General features: G+C 68.8%; 22 protein-coding genes. 11 read left to right on the top strand and 11 right to left on the bottom strand.

Annotated elements, in window-relative coordinates:
* Positions 1–12: 12 nt before the first annotated feature.
* From JE033_RS11540 to JE033_RS11510, 7 genes are all read right to left on the bottom strand, one after another.
* Positions 13–495, bottom strand: coding sequence for a DUF3237 domain-containing protein (locus JE033_RS11540; protein ID WP_090150093.1), 483 nt, complete (start codon positions 493–495; stop codon positions 13–15).
* Complete coding sequence (locus tag JE033_RS11535) at positions 492–2,249, bottom strand: ABC transporter ATP-binding protein (protein ID WP_200331724.1); 1,758 nt, start codon at positions 2,247–2,249, stop codon at positions 492–494. The genes JE033_RS11540 and JE033_RS11535 overlap by 4 nt, the downstream gene beginning before the upstream one ends.
* Positions 2,246–3,109 (bottom strand): ABC transporter permease, encoded by an 864-nt coding sequence (locus JE033_RS11530; protein ID WP_090150098.1) that lies wholly within the window; start codon positions 3,107–3,109, stop codon positions 2,246–2,248. Before JE033_RS11530 ends, JE033_RS11535 begins: the two co-directional genes overlap by 4 nt.
* Complete coding sequence (locus tag JE033_RS11525; protein ID WP_200331723.1) at positions 3,106–4,065, bottom strand: ABC transporter permease; 960 nt, start codon at positions 4,063–4,065, stop codon at positions 3,106–3,108. The genes JE033_RS11530 and JE033_RS11525 overlap by 4 nt, the downstream gene beginning before the upstream one ends.
* 27 nt (positions 4,066–4,092) lie before the next feature.
* A complete protein-coding gene (locus JE033_RS11520) occupies positions 4,093–5,736 on the bottom strand; it encodes an ABC transporter substrate-binding protein (protein WP_200331721.1) in 1,644 nt (547 codons plus the stop codon).
* A gap of 74 nt (positions 5,737–5,810) precedes the next feature.
* A complete protein-coding gene (locus tag JE033_RS11515; RefSeq protein ID WP_200331719.1) occupies positions 5,811–6,326 on the bottom strand; it encodes a DUF3237 domain-containing protein in 516 nt (171 codons plus the stop codon).
* Positions 6,323–7,996, bottom strand: a complete 1,674-nt coding sequence (locus tag JE033_RS11510) for a CocE/NonD family hydrolase (protein WP_200331717.1) — start codon at positions 7,994–7,996, stop codon at positions 6,323–6,325. The genes JE033_RS11515 and JE033_RS11510 overlap by 4 nt, the downstream gene beginning before the upstream one ends.
* Positions 7,997–8,187: 191 nt before the next feature.
* Between JE033_RS11510 and JE033_RS11505 the strand changes: the two genes are divergently transcribed.
* Positions 8,188–8,751, top strand: coding sequence for a TetR/AcrR family transcriptional regulator (locus JE033_RS11505; RefSeq protein ID WP_200331715.1), 564 nt, complete (start codon positions 8,188–8,190; stop codon positions 8,749–8,751).
* A gap of 14 nt (positions 8,752–8,765) precedes the next feature.
* On the opposite strand, the gene JE033_RS11500 is transcribed toward JE033_RS11505, so the two are convergent.
* Complete coding sequence (locus JE033_RS11500) at positions 8,766–9,401, bottom strand: TetR/AcrR family transcriptional regulator (protein ID WP_090150117.1); 636 nt, start codon at positions 9,399–9,401, stop codon at positions 8,766–8,768.
* 117 nt (positions 9,402–9,518) lie between these two features.
* Here JE033_RS11500 and JE033_RS11495 point away from each other — a divergent pair, with 117 nt between their 5' ends.
* From JE033_RS11495 to JE033_RS11460, 8 genes are all read left to right on the top strand, one after another.
* The gene (locus JE033_RS11495; RefSeq protein WP_200331713.1) at positions 9,519–10,520 is read left to right on the top strand and encodes a phosphotransferase enzyme family protein; all 1,002 of its coding nucleotides are present in this window, start codon (positions 9,519–9,521) and stop codon (positions 10,518–10,520) included.
* Positions 10,521–10,567: 47 nt separating this feature from the next.
* Positions 10,568–11,842 carry an aspartate aminotransferase family protein gene (locus JE033_RS11490; RefSeq protein ID WP_200331711.1) on the top strand — a complete coding sequence of 425 codons (1,275 nt, stop codon included), beginning with the start codon at positions 10,568–10,570 and terminating at the stop codon, positions 11,840–11,842.
* Positions 11,843–11,954: 112 nt separating this feature from the next.
* A complete protein-coding gene (locus JE033_RS11485; protein ID WP_200331709.1) occupies positions 11,955–12,917 on the top strand; it encodes a helix-turn-helix domain-containing protein in 963 nt (320 codons plus the stop codon).
* 221 nt (positions 12,918–13,138) lie between these two features.
* Positions 13,139–13,945 carry a MoaF C-terminal domain-containing protein gene (locus JE033_RS11480; protein WP_200331707.1) on the top strand — a complete coding sequence of 269 codons (807 nt, stop codon included), beginning with the start codon at positions 13,139–13,141 and terminating at the stop codon, positions 13,943–13,945.
* A 76-nt stretch (positions 13,946–14,021) separates the two neighbouring features.
* Positions 14,022–15,203: an ABC transporter substrate-binding protein gene (locus tag JE033_RS11475; RefSeq protein WP_200331704.1), complete on the top strand. Its 1,182-nt coding sequence runs from the start codon at positions 14,022–14,024 to the stop codon at positions 15,201–15,203.
* A 164-nt stretch (positions 15,204–15,367) separates the two neighbouring features.
* Positions 15,368–16,243 (top strand): branched-chain amino acid ABC transporter permease, encoded by an 876-nt coding sequence (locus tag JE033_RS11470; RefSeq protein WP_200331702.1) that lies wholly within the window; start codon positions 15,368–15,370, stop codon positions 16,241–16,243.
* Positions 16,230–17,999 carry an ATP-binding cassette domain-containing protein gene (locus JE033_RS11465; protein ID WP_200331700.1) on the top strand — a complete coding sequence of 590 codons (1,770 nt, stop codon included), beginning with the start codon at positions 16,230–16,232 and terminating at the stop codon, positions 17,997–17,999. The genes JE033_RS11470 and JE033_RS11465 overlap by 14 nt, the downstream gene beginning before the upstream one ends.
* A complete protein-coding gene (locus JE033_RS11460; protein ID WP_090150134.1) occupies positions 17,996–18,691 on the top strand; it encodes an ABC transporter ATP-binding protein in 696 nt (231 codons plus the stop codon). The genes JE033_RS11465 and JE033_RS11460 overlap by 4 nt, the downstream gene beginning before the upstream one ends.
* Positions 18,692–18,754: 63 nt before the next feature.
* On the opposite strand, the gene JE033_RS11455 is transcribed toward JE033_RS11460, so the two are convergent.
* Positions 18,755–19,582, bottom strand: a complete 828-nt coding sequence (locus tag JE033_RS11455) for an SDR family NAD(P)-dependent oxidoreductase (protein WP_200331698.1) — start codon at positions 19,580–19,582, stop codon at positions 18,755–18,757.
* A 223-nt stretch (positions 19,583–19,805) separates the two neighbouring features.
* Between JE033_RS11455 and JE033_RS11450 the strand changes: the two genes are divergently transcribed.
* Both JE033_RS11450 and JE033_RS11445 read left to right on the top strand, forming a co-directional pair.
* A complete protein-coding gene (locus JE033_RS11450) occupies positions 19,806–21,464 on the top strand; it encodes an amidohydrolase (RefSeq protein WP_200331695.1) in 1,659 nt (552 codons plus the stop codon).
* Positions 21,465–21,483: 19 nt separating this feature from the next.
* Complete coding sequence (locus JE033_RS11445) at positions 21,484–21,789, top strand: EthD family reductase (protein ID WP_090150200.1); 306 nt, start codon at positions 21,484–21,486, stop codon at positions 21,787–21,789.
* 70 nt (positions 21,790–21,859) lie between these two features.
* On the opposite strand, the gene JE033_RS11440 is transcribed toward JE033_RS11445, so the two are convergent.
* Both JE033_RS11440 and JE033_RS11435 read right to left on the bottom strand, forming a co-directional pair.
* Positions 21,860–22,174: a DUF202 domain-containing protein gene (locus tag JE033_RS11440; protein ID WP_200331693.1), complete on the bottom strand. Its 315-nt coding sequence runs from the start codon at positions 22,172–22,174 to the stop codon at positions 21,860–21,862.
* Complete coding sequence (locus JE033_RS11435; RefSeq protein WP_200331921.1) at positions 22,171–22,530, bottom strand: YidH family protein; 360 nt, start codon at positions 22,528–22,530, stop codon at positions 22,171–22,173. The genes JE033_RS11440 and JE033_RS11435 overlap by 4 nt, the downstream gene beginning before the upstream one ends.
* Between the last annotated feature and the right edge of the window lie 10 nt (positions 22,531–22,540).

Here is a 22,540-nt window from a genome sequence, read left to right as displayed (position 1 = left end):
GTTCATGGCGGCTCAGATGAGTCGGAACACGCGGATCACCACGTGCCCGGGTTCTGGCCGCGCGTATCCGATGAACTGCGATGACGTCAGCCATTCGAGTTCGGGGTGCTCGGTGTGGAACACGAACGCGGTGCGGTAGTAGAGGTCGCGCTCGTCGAGGTCCTCGCCCGATTCGAGTCGCGCCAAACCGGCCTCGTCCGTGCGCCAGATGCCGCGGTTCACGACGTCGACGGCCGCGGTAGCGCCGCCGTCGAGCTCAGCTTCGATGATGTACCGGGCATCGAGGCGCACCGTGAGCCCGTGCCCGGTCCACCAGTCGCCGCCGCCCGGAAGGATCGCGCCGCGCAGCCGGGGCCCGGCGAAGCTGCCGCCCGAGATCGGCGCGAAGTGCAGGCCCTCCCCTGGGGCGGAGCCGCCGATCGGAACGGCGTCGTCGACGGCGACGCGCAATTCGAAGCAGTACTCGAAGTCGGGGCTGAGGAGTGCGGAGGTCATGAACGGCCTTTCGATTCGAAGCGCGCGCCGGTCGATGCCGGTGCGGCGATGGGTCCGGTGATGGTCGGGAGTGCTGACGTGCGTCCGAGCCTACGACGCCGCGGCGTCCATCCTTCGCGAGGGATGGAGTCGAGCAGCAGCCGAGTGTACTCGGCGCGCGGCGCGTCCAGAAGCTCACCGGTCGGCCCCGCTTCCTCGACGCGCCCCGAGCGCATCACCACGACACTGTCGCAGAGCCTGCGGATCACGGTGAGATCGTGCGTGATCATGAGCAGCGCGACGCCGGTCTCTCGACGGATCGTGTCGAGCAGCGTCAGTATCTCGACCTGCGTCGTGACGTCGAGTGCGGATACCGCTTCATCGAGCACGAGAATCTCGGGGTCTGCGGCGAGCGCGCGTGCGATGGCGACGCGTTGCCGCTGCCCTCCGGAGAGGGACCGGGGCCTGACGTCGAGGAGCGCGGGTTCGAGCCTCGCCTGGTCGACCAGCTCGCCGATGCGCGCAGCGATCTCCGATTGCGGCGCGCGCTTCCGGTGCACGCGGATCGCCTCGGCGAGGCACTGGCGAACGGTCTGCCTGCGATCGAGCGATTGGTAGGGATCCTGGAAGACCATCTGCACCGTCTTCGCTCGAGATCGACGTTCAGCGCCGCCGCGGGCCGGCCGACTCCAGTCGGCTCCGCCGACCGTTACCGCGCCGGCGTCAGCATGCTCCAGGCCGCAGATGATGCGCGCGGTCGTCGATTTGCCCGACCCTGATTCGCCGACGATTCCGAGGCAGCCTCCCGGGGCGAGTTCGAAGGCGACATCGTCGACGGCGACGAATTCCTCTCGAGCTCCCCCCGTCGCACTGCGCACGCGAAACGTCTTCCGCAGTCCCGTCACCGACAGGATCGGAGCCGCGCGTTCCTCGCGCACCGCCGACTCGTCCGCCCGCAGCCCGTCGGGATCGGTGGTCTCGTTCACGGACGGAGGCGACGGCGTGTCGCCGAGCGAGGCCGACATGAGCACGCGGGTGTAGTCCTCTCGCGCGTCGCGACGCATGGTCGCGGCATCGAGCGTCTCGACCGTTCGGCCCCGCTGCATCACCGCGACTCGATCGCACACGGCTCCCGCGAGGGCGAGATCGTGCGTGATGAACAGGAGTGACAGCTGCCGTTCGCGGCGCAGGTCGCCGATCAGGGCCATGACTTCCTCCTGCGTGGTGACGTCGAGGGCCGTCGTGATCTCGTCGGCGAGCAGGATCTCCGGATCCATCGCGAGCGTCGCCGCGATCATGACGCGTTGCAGCAGCCCGCCCGACAGCTCTGCGGGGTACTGCTTGAGCCGCCGTCCGGCGTCGGTGATGCCGACTTCGTCGAGCAGCTCCCTTGCGCGGCGTGTCGCCGCTTCGGGGGGCACGCCGTCCACGGTGATCTGGGCTTCGGTGAGGAAGTCGCCGATGGTGCGCAGCGGGTTGAGGTGGGCGCGCGGCGTCTGGAAGATCATGCCGACGCGCCTCGCCCGCAGGTCTCGGAGCACGGCCGGCGGCGTCGCAGAGATGTCGTGGCCCAGGAGGCGGATCGTTCCGCCAGTGGTGAAATGCCCGGGAAGCAGGCCTGCGACGGCCCGCACCGAGAGCGTCTTCCCCGATCCGGATTCGCCGACGAGTCCGACGGCCTCGCCTGCGCTGATGGTCAGCGTGCAGTCGTGCACGAGCGTGCGGTCGGCGGTCGCGATGGAGAGCGCGTCGAGTTCGAGTACGGGAGCAGTCATCGTTCCTTCTCCTCTGCCCAGGTGGTGATTCGTGCGCCGATGACGCTGACGGAGAGTACGGTGACGACGACGAAGACCGCCGGGTAGAGCGCCTGCTCCGGGGCTCCCGCGAGGATGCCGGCTTGCCCGCCGGCGATCATGGAGCCCCAATCGGCGGCCGGAGGCTGCTCGCCGAGCCCGAGGAATGAGATCGCCGCGAGGTCGAGCATCGCGTAGCCGAAACCGACCGCCACCTGCGCGGCGATCACCGGGATCAGCGCGGGAACGAGGTGCCGGAAGCAGATGGCCGCGGCGGAGACGCCCTGTACTCGCAAGGCGGCGATGTAGGGCTTGCCGAGTTCTCGGGACGCCGCGGTCTGGGTCAGCCGAGCCACCACGGGAATGTACGCGATGGACAGCGCGATGACGGGCGCCAGGACTCCTTTGCCGAACATCGCCACGGCGAGCACGGCGAGCACCAGGCCGGGGATCGCGAAGATCACGTCGACGATGCGTGCGATGACGCCCCGCACCGCTCCTCCGAACCACGCGGCGATGATGGCGAGCGCCGAGCCGAGCACGGTCGAGAGCGCGACCACCGCGATGGGCGCGATGACGCTCGTGCGGGCTCCCGCCAGCACCCGAGAGAGGATGTCACGACCCACGTCGTCGGTGCCGAACGGGTGGGCGAGCGAACCGATGCCGTTGACGTCGCCGGTGTAGAGTTCGGCGGGATCGTACGGTGCGATCCACGGACCGGCCAGCGCTGCGAGCGCGACCACGCCGAAGACGACGAGCGCGCTCCTGAAGAGCCAGTCCTTGCGCGCGACCCGGGTGATGGCTTGCGGGGATCTGCCCCCCGCGAGTTGTGCGACGCTCATGCTGCCCTCCCGGCATTGATGCTGTCGGGGTCGATGAGTGCGCTCACGATGTCGGCGACGGCGTTGAGCACGACGAAGATCGTCACGAGCAGCAATGAGACCAGCTGCACGACGGGAAGATCTTTGCGAGCAGCGGCCTCGGTGAGCAGGGAGCCGACGCCCCCGAGCCCGAAGGCCTGCTCCGCGATCGCCGAGGCCGCGAACAGACCGGCGACGGTCGTGCCCGAGATCGCGAGGATCTGCGGTGCCGCGTTGCGGAACACGTGGACGCGGAAGATGCGGCCGCGTGGGATGCCCCGCACGCGCGCGGTCTCGACGTGCTCCGAGTGGATCTGGGCCACCAGCGAGCTGCGCGTGACTCGGCTGATGTACGCGATGAACAGCACCGCGAGGGAGCAGGCGGGCAGGGTCAGGTGCCAGAGACGATCGAGGCCCCCCGATCCTTCGCCGTACACCGGGAACCAGCCCAGCGTCTTCGCGAAGATCCAGATGAGCAGGATCGCGACCACGAACGTCGGAAGCGCCATGCCCAGTGCGGTGAGCAGCCCGACCGCCCGGTCGATCCGCGGGCCCCTGGTCGCGGCGAGAATGCCCGAGCCAACGCCCGCGATGAGAATGATGACGACGGTGAGCAGCACGAGTTGCAGCGTCACTCCGAACCGAGGAGCCACCAGGTTCATCACGTCGGTCTTGTAGACGAAGGATCGCCCGAAGTCGCCCGAGAAGACCCCTCCGAGCCATTGCAGGTAGCGCGACCAGATCGGATCGTCGAGGTGGTACTCGGCGCGGATCTGCACGATGAGCTCCGGCGTGGGCTTCGCGCCGCCGGCGAGCGCGGCGATGGGGTCGCCTGGCGTCAGGAGCAGCGCGGCGTAGATCACGACGCTCGCCAGGAAGAGCGTCAGCAGCAATCCGCCGAGCCGGCCAACGAGGGTGCGTATGAGGAGAGAGTTCACGTCGGTCCTTCCGCGCAGCTCCGCCGACTACTGCCCGCCGAGGTGCAGCGCCCAGGGGCTGCTGTACACCGCGACCGAAGTGGTGATGCCGGTGAGATCGTCGTTCACGTAGCTCAACTGGTAGGCGCCCGAGAGGGTGATCTGGAGCATGTCGGGCGCGAAGATCTCCTGCGCCGCGACGAACTCCTCGGCCGCGGTCTGCTCGTCAGCCGCCGTGCGCGCCGCCTGCATGTGCGCGGTGACCTCTTCGTTGGCGTAGCCGCTCCAGTTGAACACGCCGCCGAGTTCCTCCGGCAGCATGAACAGCGACGGGTAGCCGAGCACTCCGGGGGTCTCGAGGTAGCCCTGGGTCGCGACGAAGTCGATTCCCTCACGAGCGGCCGGGTCGTAGAACATCGCCCCGAAGTCGGAGGCCTGCATCTCGTTGATCTCGATGTCGACGCCGATCTGCTTCGCGGCGCTCTGCACGATCTGCGCCGTGTTCTTGAACTCCGTCGCGCCTGCCGGCACGGCCAGCACCAGCGGCGCACTCAGGTCTTCGCCGCTCTCGTCGACGAGCTTCTTCGCCGCGTCGAGGTCGACATCCGGAGCGGGGAGCGCGTCGTACCCGGCCTGATACACGTCTGCGGTCGCGAGCTCGTGGAACGTGAACGGCGGCACGATCGTGCGCTGCGGTTCGCCGAACCCGTTCAGCACGGTGTCGATGTACTGCTCCCGGTCGATCGACAGGCTCAGCGCGCGTCGGATCGCTGGATTGGCCGCGGGCCCCTCCGACGTTGCGGGCCCGAAGCTGTAGGACGCCGTCGACGGCCCGACGATCAGACTGCCAGCCCCGTCGCCCTCGAAGGCGGCACGGGAGCTCGGCGACACGTTCAGGGCGCCGTCGATCTCGCCCTGCGTGAGCGCGGTGGCGAGCGTCGATGCGTCGGAGACGAACACGTAGGTGAGCGTCGAGACGAGCGGCGCACCGTTCCAGTAGTCGGGGTTGGCCGTCGTGACGATCTCGCCGCCGGGCGTCCACCCCCCGTCTGCGAGCTCGTAGGGGCCGGTGCACATCAGTCCGCCGCCGGACGTGCCGAGATCGGCTCCGGCTTCAGCGCCGAACGCGGCGCTCATCACTGCTCCTCCGCCACCGGCGAGCGCGTCGCGGAATGTGGAGTCGGGCGCGTTGAAGGTGACCGTGACCTCGCGATCCCCCGTCGCCTCGATGCCGCTGACGAGCGCGAAGGCCGCGAACCACTGCGACTCGGGCGAGCGATTGCGCTCGAGGCTGTAGACGACGTCTGCCGCGGTGAGCGGCGTGCCGTCCCAGAACGTCACATCGTCGCGCAGTTCGATGACGAAGGTGGTCGGATCGGTCCACTCGGCTCGCGTCGCGACTCCGGGCTCGACCGAGAAGTCCGGCTGCAGTGCGAGCAGGTTGTCGCACAGGTTCGGAATGATGAGATTCGCTGAGGAGGCCGGATCCAGGGTGGCCGGCTCGCCCTCGACGATCGACCAGGTCACTTCGTCGACCGGCGACGTGGCCGCCGGGGTGGACGCGACGAGATCCGCTGTCGCGACGCTGGCGCGGGTGTCGCCGGACGAGCCGTCGCGCGGAGCGCACGCGGTCAGCGCGAGCAGCGCCACGGCGCCGATCGCGGCGCCTGAGATCACACGGGAACGAAACATGGTGGGTCCTTTCGATGGCGCGGCCCTGATCGTCGGTGATCCGGCCGCGGGTGTGCTGAGGAGAGCGGTGCGGTCTAGCGAACGACGAACACGCGGATACAGACCTGCCCGGCGTCGTCGCGAGCGAGCCCGATGAACTGGTGTTCCGCGAGCCAGCGGTGTGCGGGAGCGTCCGTCTGAAACACCGGGGCGGTGCGGAAGTAGAGCCCGGCCGTCGTCTCCGGCAGGTCTTCCCCGGCCTCCATGCGCGCGATCAGGTCGGGAGTCGCTCTGAAGTACCCGCGGTTCAGCACGTCGATGACCGAGCCGTCGTCGGCGCGGATCAGGTAGCGCGCCTCGAGCTGGGCGGTGGCGGATCGCCCCACGGCCCAGTCCCCGCCGCCCGGCAGCACCTCTCCGGTGAACTCTGGCCCGTGCACGCTGCCTCCGGTCACCGGTGTGAAGCTCAGCTGCTCGTCGGCGCCGCGCCCGATGTGAAGATCGGGTCCGATCGTCGCCCGGATCTCGAAGACGAATTCGAGCCGGGGAGCCGGCAGCGCCGCCAGCTCTTCCGCCGGTGTGATGCGTGAAGCGGGAGGTGAGGTGCTCATGCGAATGCTCCTTGCAGTACGGGGAGGTCGAGCGCGAGTGCGTCGGCTCCCCCGATGATCAGTGTCTGCGTGTTCGGCTCGGTCTCGAGACCGTCCGTCCACGGATCGCGGCCGGTGCCCGGCTGCGGGAGGAACTCGGGGTAGTCGCTGCTCGATACGTGCACCCGAAGCCGGTGGCCCGCCCGCAATCGATAGCCGATCTGACCGAGATCGATGTCGAGCGTCTCGGCCTCGGTCGCATCGAGCAGCTGCTGCTGACCGCGCGCGAAGCGCACCGCGGTGCCGTCTGGAGCGACATCGAGCAGGCGCACGAAGCAGTCCATGACCGGCCCCGTCGAACGCACGCGTACGCGGGTGCGCACCTGCCCGGCGAGATCGATGTCCTCCGTCTGCTGTGGGCCGGTGAAGACGATCACGTCTCCGCGCTCGCCGAGCGGTGCCTCATCCGGCAGATGCAGCAGATATGAGAAGGCGTCGGGAGCGGTCGAGGGCACGAGGTCCTGCGGATCGTGCACCCACGTGCGCTCGCGGCTCGCGGCGGGGCGCTCGGGCGAGAGCCCGCCCTCGGCGGTCGCGTAGCGTGTGACGGTTCGCGATGCTGCAGGAGGCCAGACGGGATCGATCCGCTCCTCATCCGTTCCCGCCAGCTGCCAGACGACTCGCGGGATGTCGGCGACGGTGCCGGAGCCCCGCACGAACACCTCGAAGAACTCCAACGCGGGATCGAGCGTGCGCGGCAGGATGGCTCGGATCTGCTGCTCGGTGCGATCGGCCACGCGGTCGCCCTCGGCCTCGACGAGCTGGTAGCTCTCATGATCGATCGCCTCGATGCGGAGGTAGTGGTGCGCTTCCCACGCCGGGTGCTGCTGCATCTCTGCGACGTCCTCCCAAGAGAGCGGAGCGCAGTTGTCCCACCACCCGATCGTGTGCAGCACTGGCACCGAGCGCCCCGCGAACGCGCTGCCGTTCGGGAATCGAGGCAGGGTCACCGGGTGCGGCACCCATTGGTCGTAGGAGCGCGACCGGGTGCCCGCCCACTGCTGGAAGGCCTCCGCCTGCGCCTCGAAATCGCGACGCGACCAGTCGGGCTCCCAGAGGAAGGTGTCGTTGCCGTGGAAGTGCGTGAGGGGGTACAGATTCGTGATGCCCATCTCGACGGCTCGCACGCGGGCGCCGGGGTCGCGGTGCACCGGTTCGCCCAGGCCGGTCCCCGTGACGCGCGGGGCGATCGCCTTCAGAGCGGGGTGCCCGCTCGCGGCCGCGGCCCACTGCGTGTACCCGTAATAGCTGTCGCCCCACATGGCGACGCGACCGTTCGACCACGGCTGCGCGATGATCCAGTCGAGTGTGTCCTCGCCGTCGCGCACCTCGTTGACGAAGAGCTGGGCCACCCCTTCGGAGCGGAACTTGCCGCGAACGTCTTGGGCGACGACGCGGTAGCCGTGCTGCAGCAGGTACTCCGCGACGAGCGGGATGAAGGTGTACTCGCCGCTCTTGTCGTATGGCAGGCGGATGAGGATCGTGTCGCCCGGCGAGTCGTCTCTCGTGCCGTCGGCAGCGGACGGCAGATACACGTCTGTGGCGAGGTGCACGCCGTCGCGGGTGCGCACGCGCTGCTCTCGAGCGAGTTCGCTCACGGGCGCCGCGCCCAGGCGGTAGTAGTCGGCCATGTCACTCCTTTGAGACGGGGTCGAAATCTGCTCTCGCACGAGCGAATTCGAGTTGCGGCGGGTGCCGGTGAGAACAATGTACGAGTGAGCCCAGTAAATAGTCAAGTCTGACTAGACAATTTTTACCTCCGTGAAATACTCGTTAGTCTTCGGGGATACGACTCGCCCCGTCCCCCGGAGAGGAACCCCGCATGGCACGCCCCTCAGTCGCCGACGCCCGCCGCGAGCAGATCATCGAAGCGACCCTCACGACGATGGCGCACCACGGAATCAGCGGCACCACGCTCGATCGCATCGCCGACGCCGCCGGCATGTCCCGCGGGCACGTACGCCATTTCGTCGGCAATCGGGATCGCCTGCTGCTCGACGCCGCACGCGCCTTCTACGTCGCGCCGGCCGTCATCCCACCAGGGGTCGACTCCCTCGAGCCCGCCCTCGACTACCTCTTCGGCGAGGAGTTCGCGAGCTCGAGCTCCGACAACGCGATCGTGCTCGCCTTCGTCGAGCTCGCCCGATCATCGGAGGACATCGCAGCGGTGCTCGCCGAGGCCTACGGGTCCGCCCGGGAGCGACTGCTCGCCTTCATCGCCGCCGCGTACCCCGGTTCCACCCCCGCGCAGCACGAGGTCGCCGCACAGGGGGTGATCTCCACCGCACTCGGCAATGTCTTCATCGGCGATTTCGACCGAGAGCCCAAGCGCACAGCGCGCTCCCGCAAAGCGGTCGACGCACTGCTCAGCTCACTGCGGGGGTGAGCGAGGGGCGAGGGTCAGCCGGCGGCCAGGCCGTCGATGAGGCGCGTGAACGCGGCGAAGTACGTCGTCGACCCCGACGGTGTCGACGCGATGCCGATCGCCGATTCCCGGAGGGCGCCGACGAGCAGTACCGCCGTCGCCCGCGCGTCGACCTCCGCGCTGACGGCTCCGCCGCGCTGCGCCGCGAGGAGGGTGTCGCCGATCATCGCCGCGCTCGCACCCGAGCCGATGCCGCGCTCGGCCCCATCGACGACGAGCGTCGGTCCGGACACGTTGTAGAAGTGCCCGAGCCGCGCATCGGCGGCGAGATCGAACATGGCGCTCGCGTGCGCCAAGAGGCTCTCCCGCCAGTCGTTCGCAGCGGCGGCGGCGGCGCGCGTCCGCTCCACGAGCTCGCGCCCCAGCCTGGCGTAGGCATCGCGGAGCAGCGCGTCCCTCCCGCCGGGATAATGCGCGTACACGGTTCCCCTGGAGATGCCCGACACCTCTGACACCCGCTCGATCGTAGCGTCGGGGAGGCCGCCCTCGGCGATGATCTCGAGTACCGCATCGACGAGCTCGTGGCGGGTGCGCTCCTGTCTCCGCTCGCGAAGGCTGCGGCGATCAGGCGACTGCTCAGGGGCGTTCGAGGCGGATGGTGCTGTGCTCACGGAGACCAGTCTACAAAGGCGCCGGCGAGTCTTGTGGACGCAGCGTTCAGTTTCTATACTCGGAGTACAGATTGCGGTGGTCCGTCGATTCCGGCCCGCCCGGACGAGAGGACCCCGATGACCACCGTGACGCTCGAGATCGCCGAGGGCCTCGCCCGCGAAGCCATCACCGTCTGGGGTTTCGACGCCGCCACGCACCTGGAGCTCTTGAAGAACCGTGAGAACTTCGTCTACCGATTCGACTCCGATCATCGGCCGTACGTGGTGCGCGTGCACCGGCAGGGCTACCACTCCGACGCGGAGCTCGGGTGCGAACTCGACTTCGTCCGCGCATTGCACGCTGAAGGCGTCGCGGTGCCCGAGTTCATCGCCGCGCCAGACGGGAGCGGCTTCGTCGTGGTCGGCGCCGAGAGCGCAGTGGGGCCGCATCAGGTCGACGTGCAGCGCCTGATCCCGAACCGGGGCATGTTCGGCGACGAGCGCACCGCGGTCGCCGGCACCGCAGATCTCGAGCCCTCCGATTTCACCGCACTGGGACGCCTGATCGGGGAGCTCCACGCCGCCACCGAGCGCTCCGGCTACGCGATGGCCGTGTCTCGCGACGACTGGGACCTCGAGGGCCTGATCGGCAGCGAACCGGCCTGGGGCGATCCTCTCGGGCTCACCGAGCTGGTGGGAGACGAGCGCGCGACCGTCTCTCGCGCGATCGAACGCGTACGCGAGCAGATCACCGCCTACGGCACCCCTCCGCATCGATTCGGCCCGATCCACGCCGACCTCACCCCCGAGAACGTGCTGCGGACGGAGACTGGTCTGGTGGTCATCGACTTCGACGACTTCGCGGCCGGCTGGCACCTGTTCGACCTCGCCACCGCGCTCTACTTCTACACGCCGCACCCGCGCGCCGCCGACTACCGTTCCGCGCTGTTCGCCGGCTACGAGGCCGTGCGTCCACTCGACGAGGCCGACCACGAGGTGTTCCCGGCGATCCTCCTCGCTCGCGGACTCACCTACCTCGGCTGGTCGGCGGATCGTCGCGGCGAACCGACTGCCGAATGGCACGCGCGCACCGTGCTGCCGCACGTGGTGCGGCTCGCCGAGGACCTCATCGCCGATTGACGGCCGCACCCGCATCGCCTCCGCCGCTCACACACAGACAGGAACCCATGTCCTCCACCGCAGACCTGCTCGCCCGCCGCAATCGCACCATCGGCCCCTACTCCCCGCTCTTCTACCGCGAACCGCTCCAATTCGTCGCCGCCAAGGGCGTCTGGTTCACCGAGGCCTCGGGCGACCGGTACCTCGACGGCTACAACAACGTGCCGCACGTCGGCCACGCGAACGAGCGGGTGGTCCGCGCGCTCGCGGATCAAGCCGCGACGCTCAACGTGCACACCCGGTACCTCAACGACCGCGTGATCGACTACTCCGAGCGTCTGCTCGCAACCTTCGCCGACGACCTGGACCGCGTCTTCTTCGGCAACTCGGGTTCGGAGGCGAACGAACTCGCACTGCGCATCTCGCGCCAGCTCACCGGCGCAACCGGAGTCATCGTCTCCGATTACAGCTACCACGGCACGACCATCGCGCTCGCCGAGATGACGACGGGCCTGGAGACTCGCGAGCCGCTCGGAGCCCACGTGCGCGCGATCCGCATTCCCGACCTCGATCGGGATTCCCGGCCGGAGGCCGATGTGCTCGCCGCGACCCTGAGCGAAGTGGACGCAGCGATCGCATCGCTGCAGGAGGCGGGGTTCGGAGTCGCGGCGTGCCTCTTCGATCCGCTCTTCTCGACGGAGGGCATGCCCCGCGTGCCCGAGGGTCTCCTGCCCGAGATCGCATCGCGCGTGCGCGTCGCCGGCGGACTCGTCATCGCGGACGAGGTGCAGAGCGGATTCGGCCGCACCGGATCCTACATGTGGGGCCACGAGCTCGCGGCCCTCTCCCCCGATCTCGTCACGATGGGGAAGCCGATGGGCAACGGCCACCCCATGTCGGCCGTGGTCACGAGCGAGCCGGTGCTCGACGCCTTCGGCTCGCGCAACGAGTTCTTCAACACCTTCGCCGGCAACCCGGTCTCGGCCGCGGTGGGCGAGGCCGTGCTGCTCGAAATGGAGGAGCACGGGATGATGGCGAGGGCCCGATCCCTCGGTCGCACCGCACGCGCCCACTTGGACGGTGTGGCGGACAGCTACGACTTCGTGCGAGCCGCGAAGGGCACGGGCATGTTCCTCGGTCTCGACTTCGCGATCGACGGAGCGCCGGCGCCCGAACTGGCGGCGCGGGTCGTCGAGGAGATGAAGGCGCGCAAGGTGCTGATCTCGCGGATCGGCCGGGACCAGAGCGTTCTGAAGGTGCGCCCACCGCTCGCGTTCGGTGAAGCGGAGCTCCCGATCCTCCTCGACGCCTTGGACGCATCGCTCGCGAGCGTTCGAGCCTGAAGGTGTATCCTCTCGAAGTGACACGCCGTGAGCGGTGCGCATCGCAGTGACCCCTCCGGTGCGGGTGCGCCAACCCGAGCACGAACGTCAGAGATGCCGAAGGGATCCTGGAATGAACACTGCAATGACGCAGAGCGAAGCCCTTGCGAACGCCCAGCGCACCCGTGCCGACGACCTCGGAGCGTTCCGGCAGATGGTCGCGTCGTCCTTCGTGCCACTGCGCGTGTCCACGGAGTACGCCGGGCGCTTCTCCGCACGGATGGTGTCGGCCGACGCCGATGACGTGGTCTTCACGGAAGTCGTCGCACGCCCGCACCTCGTCGAGCGCACGCCGGAGACCATCGCTGATGGCGGAAGCGGTTACTACAAGGTGAGCCTGCTGCTGTCTGGGAGCAGCATTCTCGTGCAGGACGGGCGCGAGGTCGTCATGCGCCCCGGAGACCTCTCCGTCTACGACACGTCGCGCCCGTACTCGCTGCTCTTCGGCGAGGAGTTCCGGAACCTCATCATGATGTTCCCGAAGGATCGCGTCGACCTCCCCATCCCGTTCACGGAGCAGCTCACAGCGGTGTCGCTGGGACGCGAGCACAGCGGTCTCGCGCCTGTCGTCACAGCGTTCCTCTCACAGTTCCCCGCGCAGCTCGCGAACCTCGACGGGCGCGTGCGCGCCAAGCTCGCGCACACGAGTCTCGATCTCATGGGAACCCTGTTCTCGAGCATTCTCGACGCCGACCCAGCGCAGCGCGATCCGCATCAGCTCCTCCTGCAGAAGATCACGGCGTACATCGAGTCGCATCTCGGCGACACCGCTCTCTCCCCCAGCACCATCGCCGCCGCGCACTACATCTCGACGCGACACCTCCATTCCCTCTTCCGCGAAGCCGACACCACGGTGTCGACCTGGATACGCGAGCGTCGACTCGAGCGGTGCCGTGCCGATCTGCTGGATCCGGTGCTGCAGGATCGGACCGTCTCGACCATCGCCGCGCGCTGGGGCTTCACCGACGCCGCGCATTTCAGCCGCGTGTTCAAGGCGGCGTTCAACGCCTCGCCGAGCGAGCTGCGACGCGCCTAGCCCGGACTCCCGGCTGGTTCGAGGCCGTTTCGTGACCGTTGTTGTCGCGCAGCGAACGACGGTTGACTGAGACAGACGAGCCGCCTGCAGCCGCCTCCGCACGCCCCTGACGCTGCGTACAGTGAATGCCACCTGACGGGCGACGAAGCCCGGTGGCATCCGCCCTCGGCGTTGCTCACCGCCTCTTCGCCGCTCTCCGCGCACGAAGGAGTGACGGCACCATGACCACGCACGACATCACCGCAGCAGATCCGAACGAGTGGCGCAGCTACGACGAGTTCGCCGCCGGCATCGACGCCTTCCGGCTTCCGAATGCCAGCCTCGCGGGCACGGCGCTCGCCCTGACACTCGATGACGGATCCTCGCTTCGCCTGTCCTTCGGCACCGAGCAGGTGACGTGGTGGGCCGACGGTTCGCTCCCCGCCGGCGACGAGCACCGCGACCCGTACGACGCGGTGCGGGTGCGCTCCGACACCGTGTTCGTGAACCTCCCCCTCGAATCACTCGAGCGGGAATCACTCACGGTGATCTTCTCCGAATCGACGCATCGGGCGCTCGTGGTGCGCTCCACCATCGGTTCGGAGGATCACGCCGGAGAGCCGCGCGTGGGCCAGACCTTCTGGGCGGCGGTCACGGACGGCGGCGAGCCGTCGGGCGAAGCACCCGGGCCCTCACGCGATCTGATCGGAAAGCGCAACCTGTACCGCTACAGCCCGCACCACCTGTACGAGCACGTCTACATCTCCAGCGAGCGGTACGCATGGCAGTGCGTCGAAGGGGTGCAGCGCGGGCACGGAGACATGGATCTCTCGACCGTGTGGAAGTTCTCCGACGGCCTCTACCTCTTCTGCTTCCGCGAGTTCCGGATCGCGGTCGCCAGCGTGTGGCTGCACGATCTCGGATACCAGTTGCGCACGACGGGCGTCTTCCTCGGGCTCACGGGCACCGGCGACGCCGAGCACTCCCGAGCCGGCGGCCACATCTACCCCATCGGGTCCGTCGCGTATCCCGATGTCCAGCCGGTCTGAGCGCTCTGCAGAGCAGACGCCAGCCCCCCCCCCCCCACGCACTTCCCGCATCACGATCCATTCGAGAGGACATGACATGAAGAGACGCATCACCGGTGTCGCCGCCATCGCGGCGGCATCCGCTCTCGCGCTCTCCGGCTGCGCCGGAGGCGGAGGAGACGGGGGCGAAGGCGCCCCGATCAAGCTCGGATCCGTCAACACGCTCAGCGGCGCCGCGACCTTCCCCGAGGCGAGCGCCGCGGCGCAGGCGGTCTTCGATCGCGTCAACGCCGATGGCGGCATCGACGGGCGCATGATCGAGTACAACACCGTCGACGACAAGGGAGATCCGGCGTCTGCGACCGCCGCCGCACGCGAACTCGTCGGCAGTGACGAGGTCGTGGCGCTCGTCGGCGGCGCGTCGCTCATCGAGTGCGAGGTGAACCAGGACTACTACGCGCAGGAGAGCGTCCTGTCCATGCCCGGCATCGGCGTCGACACCGGCTGCTTCAACTCCCCGAATATCGCGCCTGCGAATCTCGGTCCGTTCAACGACATGACGCTCACGTTGCTCAACGGCTCGGAGAACCTCGGTCTCGACGACATCTGCGTGCTCCTCGAGATCGCGGGTTCGACGAAGCCCTCGTATCTCGCCGGGGTGGAGAAGTGGACCGAGATCACCGGCAAGGAGCCCCTGCTCGTCGACGACAGCCTGCCGTACGGCGGCTCGGACTACACGCCCTACATCGTGAAGGCGAAGAATGCCGGTTGCTCGGCGATCGCGGTGAACGGCATCGAGCCCGATGCGATCGGCCAGGTGAAGGCCGCGCAGGCCCAGGGCTGGGACGACGTCACCTTCCTGTTCCTGACCAGCGTGTACAGCGAGAACTTCGCGTCGGCGCTCGATTGGACGGGCAAGGGCGTGCACGTGCCCGCCGAGTTCTACCCGTTCACGGAGGACAGCGAGATCAACGCCGACTGGAAGTCGCTGATGGAGGAGAACGACATCGCACTCACCTCGTTCAGCCAGGGCGGGTATCTCGCGGCGATGAACTTCGTCGAGGTGCTCTCGAACATGGACGGCGAGTTCACGCGCGAGTCCGTTTCCGCGGCGCTCCACGACATGGAGCCCATCGAGAACCCGATGGTCGCCTTCCCGTACCAGTTCGACCGGATCGCGGAGCAGGAGTACACGCCCGGCGGGTGGCCGGTCGTACTCGAATCGGGCACCCGCGCCTGGGAGAAGTCGGCCGACGATTGGCTGCTCCCGGCGAACTGACGACCGGCCGGTCCCCGAACGGCGGACCGGCCGGCGCACATCACGGGAGTCCGGCGCGAGCCCGCTCGTGCGCCGGGCTCCCGATCCACCATTCCGAATGCACTTCGGTGAAGGAGCCACATGCGTCACCCCACTCTCGACACTTCATGCGCCGGGGTCGGCGCATGAACAGCGGCGCGCTCGTGCAGGGCGCCCTGGCCGGACTCGCGTCCGGTGGACTCTACGCCGTGCTCGCGGTCACCCTCACGCTCATGAGCCGCCTGGTTCGCGTCGTCAACTTCGCACAGGCCGCGACCGGCATGTTCGCCGCGTTCTCGGCGGTGTGGTTCGCCACCGAGCTCGGCCTCCCGGTCTGGGCGGCGACGCTCGTCGGCATCCTGGTCGGCGCAGCGTTGAACGGCGCGATCGGCTGGATCGCCGCGACCTGGCTCTCGGAGGCGACCGTCACCCTCCGCTCTGCGATGACCGTCGCTCCGCTCCTCATGCTGATCTCACTGTCGTTCATCATCTTCGGCAACAAGCCGCAGCCGTTCGAGCCGATCCTCTCCGGTCCGGCGTTCACCGTTGCGGGCGTCGTCGTCAGCTGGGTCACGATCGTGATGGTCGTCATCGCCGTGGTCGTCGCTGCCGGCTGCGCGCTGCTCCTCACCCGCACCACGATCGGCACGCAACTCCGAGCACTCTCTGAGCGACCGACGACGGCCGAGCTCATCGGCATCGCGGCGAAACCGCTTTCGATCGGCGTCTGGGCGGTGACGGGGGCGATCTCCGCTGTCACCATCCTCGTGATCGCACCCTCCCAGTCGAACGATGCCATCAGCCTGTCGATGCTGATCATCCCCGCCTCCGCCGCCGCCCTGCTCGGAGGCTTCCGACGCCTCGACTTCGCAGTCGCGGGCGGGTTGCTCCTCGGCATCATCTCCGGCATCGTCGCGCAGGTCCCAGCCGTGTCGTTCGTCCGCAATTTCATCCCGTTCCTGTTCATCGTCGTGCTGCTCCTGTGGTCGCAGCGGAAGGAGGTGTGGGATGTGGCTCGCTAACCACCGCTTCCGCGTGATCCTGCCCATCGTCGTCGCGGTCGCCGGCGTCGGCGTCGCCTGGGCGCTCAGCGTCGGTCTCTCCGGGTACTACGTGTTCCTCGGCATCAGTGCACTCACCGCGATCATCGCCGTGCTCGGCCTCGGCGTCGTCACCGGATCGGCCGGAATCATCGCACTGTCGCAGCTCACATTCGCCGCGATCGGCGCGTGGGTCGTCGCCTGGCTGAACACCCTCGACGCCCCGGGCGGATTCATCGTGTGGCTCATCGCGGGCGGAGCCGCCGGCGCCGTCGCCGGCATCGTGATCGGCCTCCCGGCGCTGCGACTGCGCGGTGTCAACCTCGCCGTCGTCACCCTCGGCTTCGCGGCCGCGTTCGATGTGATGCTGGTGCAGATCCAGTTTCCCGGCGCATCTGACGGCATCGCCGTCGCCCGCCCGAACGGGTTCACGAGCGATCGCGAGTACTTCTTCTTCGCCGCCGTCGTCATGGTGATCTGCGCGCTCATCGTGTCCGCGCTGCAGCGCAGCCGCATGGGGAGCGGCTGGAAGGCGGTGGCGTTCTCAGAGCGAGGCACCGCCGCGGTCGGCCAGAGCGTGTCTGCAGCGAAGCTCTCAGCATTCGCCGTGAGTGCCGCACTGGCCGGTATCTCCGGCGGGTTGCTCGCAGGGCAGGTCCAGCTGCCATTCGCCTCGAGCTTCGCCCCACTCCAGTCGTTGGCGCTCTACATCCTCGCGGTGATGAGCGGCGCATACCTCATCGATATGGCCATCTTCGGCGGCATCCTCTGGGTCGTGGTCCCCGAGTTGCTGAAGAAATGGGGCGTGCCGCAGGACTGGGGGTTCGTTGTATTCGGACTCCTCGGCATCCAGGCCCTCACGAGCGGCTCGAATCTCGGCGAGGGGATTCGCGGGCTGCTCCGCCGTCGTTCGGCCGCACGAGGAGCAGCACGCGACTCCGAGCATGCAAGCGTCACGGAGGTCGGAACGAGCGTGCTCGACGTGTTCGCCGTCCCCGAAGCCGCCCAGCCGATCCCCGCGGATGCTCCTCCGGTGCTCGAGGTCTCGGGCCTCGGCGTGCAGTTCGGCGCACTGAAAGCGCTCGACGACGTCGCCGTCACCGTGCGCCAGCGATCCATCATGGGCCTCATCGGTCCGAACGGTGCGGGGAAGTCGACGTTCGTCGACGCGGTCAGCGGCTTCCTTCCCCAGCACGCGGGGCTCACCCTCCTCGACGGGGCCGACATCAGCCGGTTGTCGCCCACGCAGCGCGCCCGGCGCGGTCTCCGCCGCACGTTCCAGCAGGATCGCGTTCCCCCGCAGCTGACGGTCGAGGCGTACGTGCGTTTCGTGGGACGCCGCCGACTGGATCACGACGAGCTTGCCGATGCGCTCGCCTTTCTCGGATGCCCCTCCCCCGAAACGCCCCTCACCACCGTGGACGTCGGCACGCGGCGCCTCGTCGAGGTCGCCGCCGCGGTGCTGGCGGGGCCGCGCGTGCTGATCCTCGATGAACCCGCGGCGGGCCTCTCGCACGACGAGCATGTGCAGTTCGGGCACCGACTCACACGGATCCCCTCGCGGTTCGACACCGCGATCGTGTTGATCGAGCACGACCTCGATCTGGTGCGCTCCGTCTGCACGGAACTCACCGTGCTCGACTTCGGGCGCGTGATCGCGCAGGGCCCGACTGCCGAGGTGCTCGACACCCCCGACGTCATAGCCGCCTATATGGGAGATGCGGAGATCAGCTCATGACCGAACTGCGACTTTCCGGAGTGACCGTGAGCCGCGGCGCCGGCCCGGTCGTCTCCGATGTCGACCTCGTGGTGCGCTCGGGAGAGATCCTCGCGCTCGTCGGCCCGAACGGTGCCGGCAAGTCGAGCCTCCTCGAATCCGTCTCCGGCGTGATTCCGCACTCGGCCGGAGACATCGCACTCGACGGGAGCTCGATCGCGAAGCGCAGCAGGGTGCAGCGAGCGCGGGCGGGCATCGCGCACATCGAGCAGGGGCGGGCGATCTTCCCCTCACTGACGGTGCGCGAGAACATCCTCCTCACGGCGAAGACGGAAACAGCGCTCGCAGAGGTGCTGCAGTCGTTCCCCGAGCTCGAGAAGCGCATCGACGCGCAGTCCGTGCTGCTCTCCGGCGGCGAGCAGCAGATGGTGGTGCTGGCTCGCGCCTTCGCCGCGAAACCGCGATTCCTGCTCATCGACGAGATGTCGCTCGGTTTGGCGCCGGTCGTCTTCATGCGGCTGCTCCCCGTGATCCAGCAGATCGCCGAATCGGGTGTCGGTGTGCTGCTCGTCGAGCAGTTCACCCACCTCGCACTGGGCATCGCGGATGAGGCGATGGTCATCGCCAGTGGTCGCGTCAGCCACGCACAGGGGCCAGCGGCAACGCTCGAGCAGGATCCGCGGCTCCTGCGCGCCGCGTACCTGGGGGGCTGACCGACGGACGGGCCGGTCGCGCGCAATGCGCTCCCGGCCCGACCCGCGGCTCCAGCGCGGCTACTACATTCCGGCGTGCTCGAACGCGACAGTCGGCAGATCGACGATGTGCGCGCCCCCGTCGGCGACCAGCACGGATCCGGTCATGTACGACGACTCTTCAGAACCCAGGAATCGCACGATCGACGCGATCTCGGACGGTTCAGCGGCCCGTCCGAGCGGCACGTCGCGCGTGACCGCCGCGTAGCCTGCGTCACGATCCGCGATCCGCGCGGCATGGGCGGCGAACTCATCCATCTCGGCATCGGCCATGGGTGTGCGCACCCAGCCAGGGCAGACGGCGTTCACCCGAATGCCGACCCGCCCGTAATCGCGCGCCAGGCTGCGCGTCAATCCGATCAGCGCGTGCTTGCCGACGGTGTAGCCGGCGACCGACGGGCCGGCGAAGAGGCCCGCGAGCGACGAGACGACGACGATCTCGCTCCCGCCGCGCCGCGCCGCGCTCTCGGTCAGTGCCGGCAGCGCCTCGCGCGCCATCACGAACGCTGTGGTGAGATTCGCCGTGAGCGCAGCGTTCCAGTCCGCGTCACTCGTCTCGCCCACGGAGGCGAAGCCGTGGCCCCCCGCATTGGCGACGAGCACATCGATACGGCCGAAACGCTCGAGGATCCGCGCGATCGCTGCACTGGCCGAGACTCGGTCGGCGGCGTCGGCCACCACTGCGAGCGCTCCGGTGGCAGCGGCGACCTCTGCGAGCGGTTCGGCGCGTCGCCCGACCACCGCCACCGCCGCTCCCTCGTCCGCGTAGCGCTTCGCGATCGCAGCTCCGATGCCGGTGCCTCCGCCCGTGATCACGATGACGCGCTGCGATGCTGGTGCCTGGTCGCTCATGTGGGGTCTCCCTGTCGCCGATGAGTGCTGGGCGGCGGAAGATCCGCTGCCCGTTTCCGACCATCCTGCTGCGGCATCGTGACCGCCGGGGCGATCGATCCCGCACCGTCAAGAGCGCCGCGCGCTGGGTCAACGGCGTGAGGGCGACGGCTGCGATACTGACGGCAGACCGCCCGATGCCCCCGGCTTGCGGGCCCAGCACGCTCACGAAACGGAGTCGCCGATGACCCTGTCGCCCCCCGATCTCATTCTCACCGGAGGCCGCGTCTACACCGTGGATCCCGAGCAGGCGTGGGCCGAGGCCATCGCGGTCGCGGGCGGTCGCTTGGTCGCGGTCGGCGACTCGGACGATCTGCTTCCGCTGGCGGGCCCTGACACCGAGATCCGCGATCTCGCCGGGGCGTTCGTGATGCCCGGGCTGGTCGATGTGCACAATCACCACTTCCTCGCGGGAAAAGAGGAGCTCTTCGAATTGCGCGTTCCCATCGGCGCGAGTCTCGACGGCATTCTGGAAGCCGTTGCCGCGCACGCGGCAACGCTGCCCGACGGAGCCTGGATCGTCGGTGGACCGTGGGCGAGCGATCGTCTCGGCGACGTGAACACGGCGGCGGCGCTGGAGCGTCTCGATGCAGCGGCCGGCGGCCGCCCCGTCATGCTCTCCGACGACTCGCATCACAACCGATGGGCATCGTCTCGCGCGCTCGAACTCGCGGGGGTGGAGCCCGGCTCAGCAGGCGTGCTCACCGACCTGAACGCGGGCGATCGGGCGACCGGCGTGCTGCTCGAGGCTGCCGGGCTCCCCGTGGCCCGAGCGCACGCCGCTGCGGGCGCTCTCACCGCCGAGCAAGAGCGAGCTGCGGCTCAGCGCGGAGTGGAGATCCTCAACTCGTACGGCGTCACCGCATTTCAGGACGCTGGCGTCTCCACCCATATCCTCGAGGCGCTCCGCTCGCTCGACGCATCCGGCGACCTCGACGCCTGGGTCGTGAGCTCCCTGCTCATCAACGATGAGATCTTCGGCTTCGCCGAAGTGGGAGACGACCTCGTCTTCGGCGGCGAGCGCTTCCGCACCGAGCACCATCGCCCGGACTTCGTCAAGATCTTCCTCGACGGCGTACCGCCGACCCGCACGGGCGCGTTCCTCGAGCCGTACTTGCCCGACGATGCGCACGGCGATCACTTCCACGGCGAAACCCTCCTCGACCCTGCCGAGCTCACCGACTGGCTGCGCCGGGTCGCTCGAGCGGGGCTCTCCGCGAAGATCCACTGCACCGGCGACGCCTCGGTGCACGAGGTGCTCAATGCTGTCGAAGTGCTGCGCGGCGAGGGAATCACCGAGCCGCGGTATCAGATCGCGCACGGCCAGTTCGTGCATCCCGACGACATCCCGCGGTTCGCGGCACTCGGTGTGTCCGCCGACATCTCACCGTTCATCTGGGTTCCCGGCCCCATCGTGGAGGCGATTCGCGAGGTGCTCCCCCGCGACCGCGCCGATCGCATCCAACCGAATCGTGCGCTCATCGATGCGGGAGCGGTCGTCGCCGGCGGATCAGACTGGCCGGTCTCCCCGTCTCCGAACGCGTGGGAGGGGATCCACGGCCTCGTCACCCGCGAGGATCCGAGCGGCGCGTACCCCGGTGCCCTCTGGCCCGAGCAGGCGATCTCGCTCGCGGAGGCGATCGCCGCCTTCACGATCAACGGGGCGGAGGCGATGGGGCTCGCGCACGAGACCGGCTCGCTGACCCCGGGCAAGTCCGCTGACTTCGTCCTGCTGGATCGCGACCCGTTCGCGCATGACGCGCGCTCGCTCGTCCAGACCACCGTGACCGAGACATGGTTCGCCGGCCGTCGGGTCTACGAGCACCGGCCCGCAGCAGCGTGACCGCGGACTGGAGCAGATGATGACGCACCGACTACTCGTGCTGTACCCCGAACCGGCCGATCGAGCCGAATTCGAACGCTACTACCGCGACGTCCACCTGCCGCTCTGTGCGCAGCTGCCCGGCGTGCTCAGCATCGACTTCTCGCTGGCGATCCCCGAATCGCCGTATTTCGCGGTCTTCGAAGCGACCTTCGCCGACGCCGACGCCCTGCGGGCCGCGCTCGAATCGCCCGAGGGGCAGACCGTCGCCGCCGACGTGCCCCGGTACGCGACCGGCGGCGCGACCGTGATCACCTTCGCAGCAGAGCCGTTCCCGTTGGAGTGAGCTGATCACGGGCGCAGCGACGGGCAGCATCGGGTGGGGCGGATGGCGGCGGTTCCGATGCGCAGCTGCGTCAGTCGAAGAGCACGAAGACGAGGCTCGCCGCGCCGGCACCCAGCACGAGCAGCGTGACGGCAGCGGGAGGCCCGCCGCTCGCGCGCGCCCGGCTTGCGAGCACGGATCGCGCCCAGCGTCTGCGATCCCACATCCCGATCGCGAGGGCGAGCACCACCCCGGTGACGCCGAGGGCGAACGACCACGTTCCGAATACCGCCTGCAGCAAGCGCATGGAGACGATTCCCGCAGTCGCGCAGGCTAACGCCGTGCGCCGCCAGGCGAGCGAGGTGCGCTCGGGTTGCAGGCCGGGATCGCGGGCCGGCTCCGTCATGCGAGGAGCACGCCGCCGAGCACCAGCAGCGCCGCTGCGACGACGATCGCGACCAGGGGAAGCGAGCCCAGGGCCGGGGGCAGCGCGGCGCCCAGTCGCAGGGCGCGCTCGGTGCGCGCCCATCCGAACCAGGCCTGCAGCGCGACCATCGCTCCGCCGAGAATCAGCAGGACCGATGCCGCGAGACGGGCCCCAGGGTGCATGCCTGTTCCGAGCACGTCGAGAGCCACACCACCGGCGAGCAGTGCGAGCGCTGTGCGCACCCAAGCCAGGAACGTGCGCTCGTTCGCGAGAGAGAATCTCCCGTCCGGTTCAGAGCCGACGGCGAACACCGTTGCGGGAAATCTTCTGCGCATCACGGACCGC

The organism is Leucobacter sp. L43, from assembly GCF_016597785.1.
In the GTDB taxonomy this organism is placed as follows: Bacteria; Actinomycetota; Actinomycetes; order Actinomycetales; family Microbacteriaceae; genus Leucobacter; species Leucobacter alluvii.
This window is presented reverse-complemented; position numbering and strand designations above follow the sequence as displayed.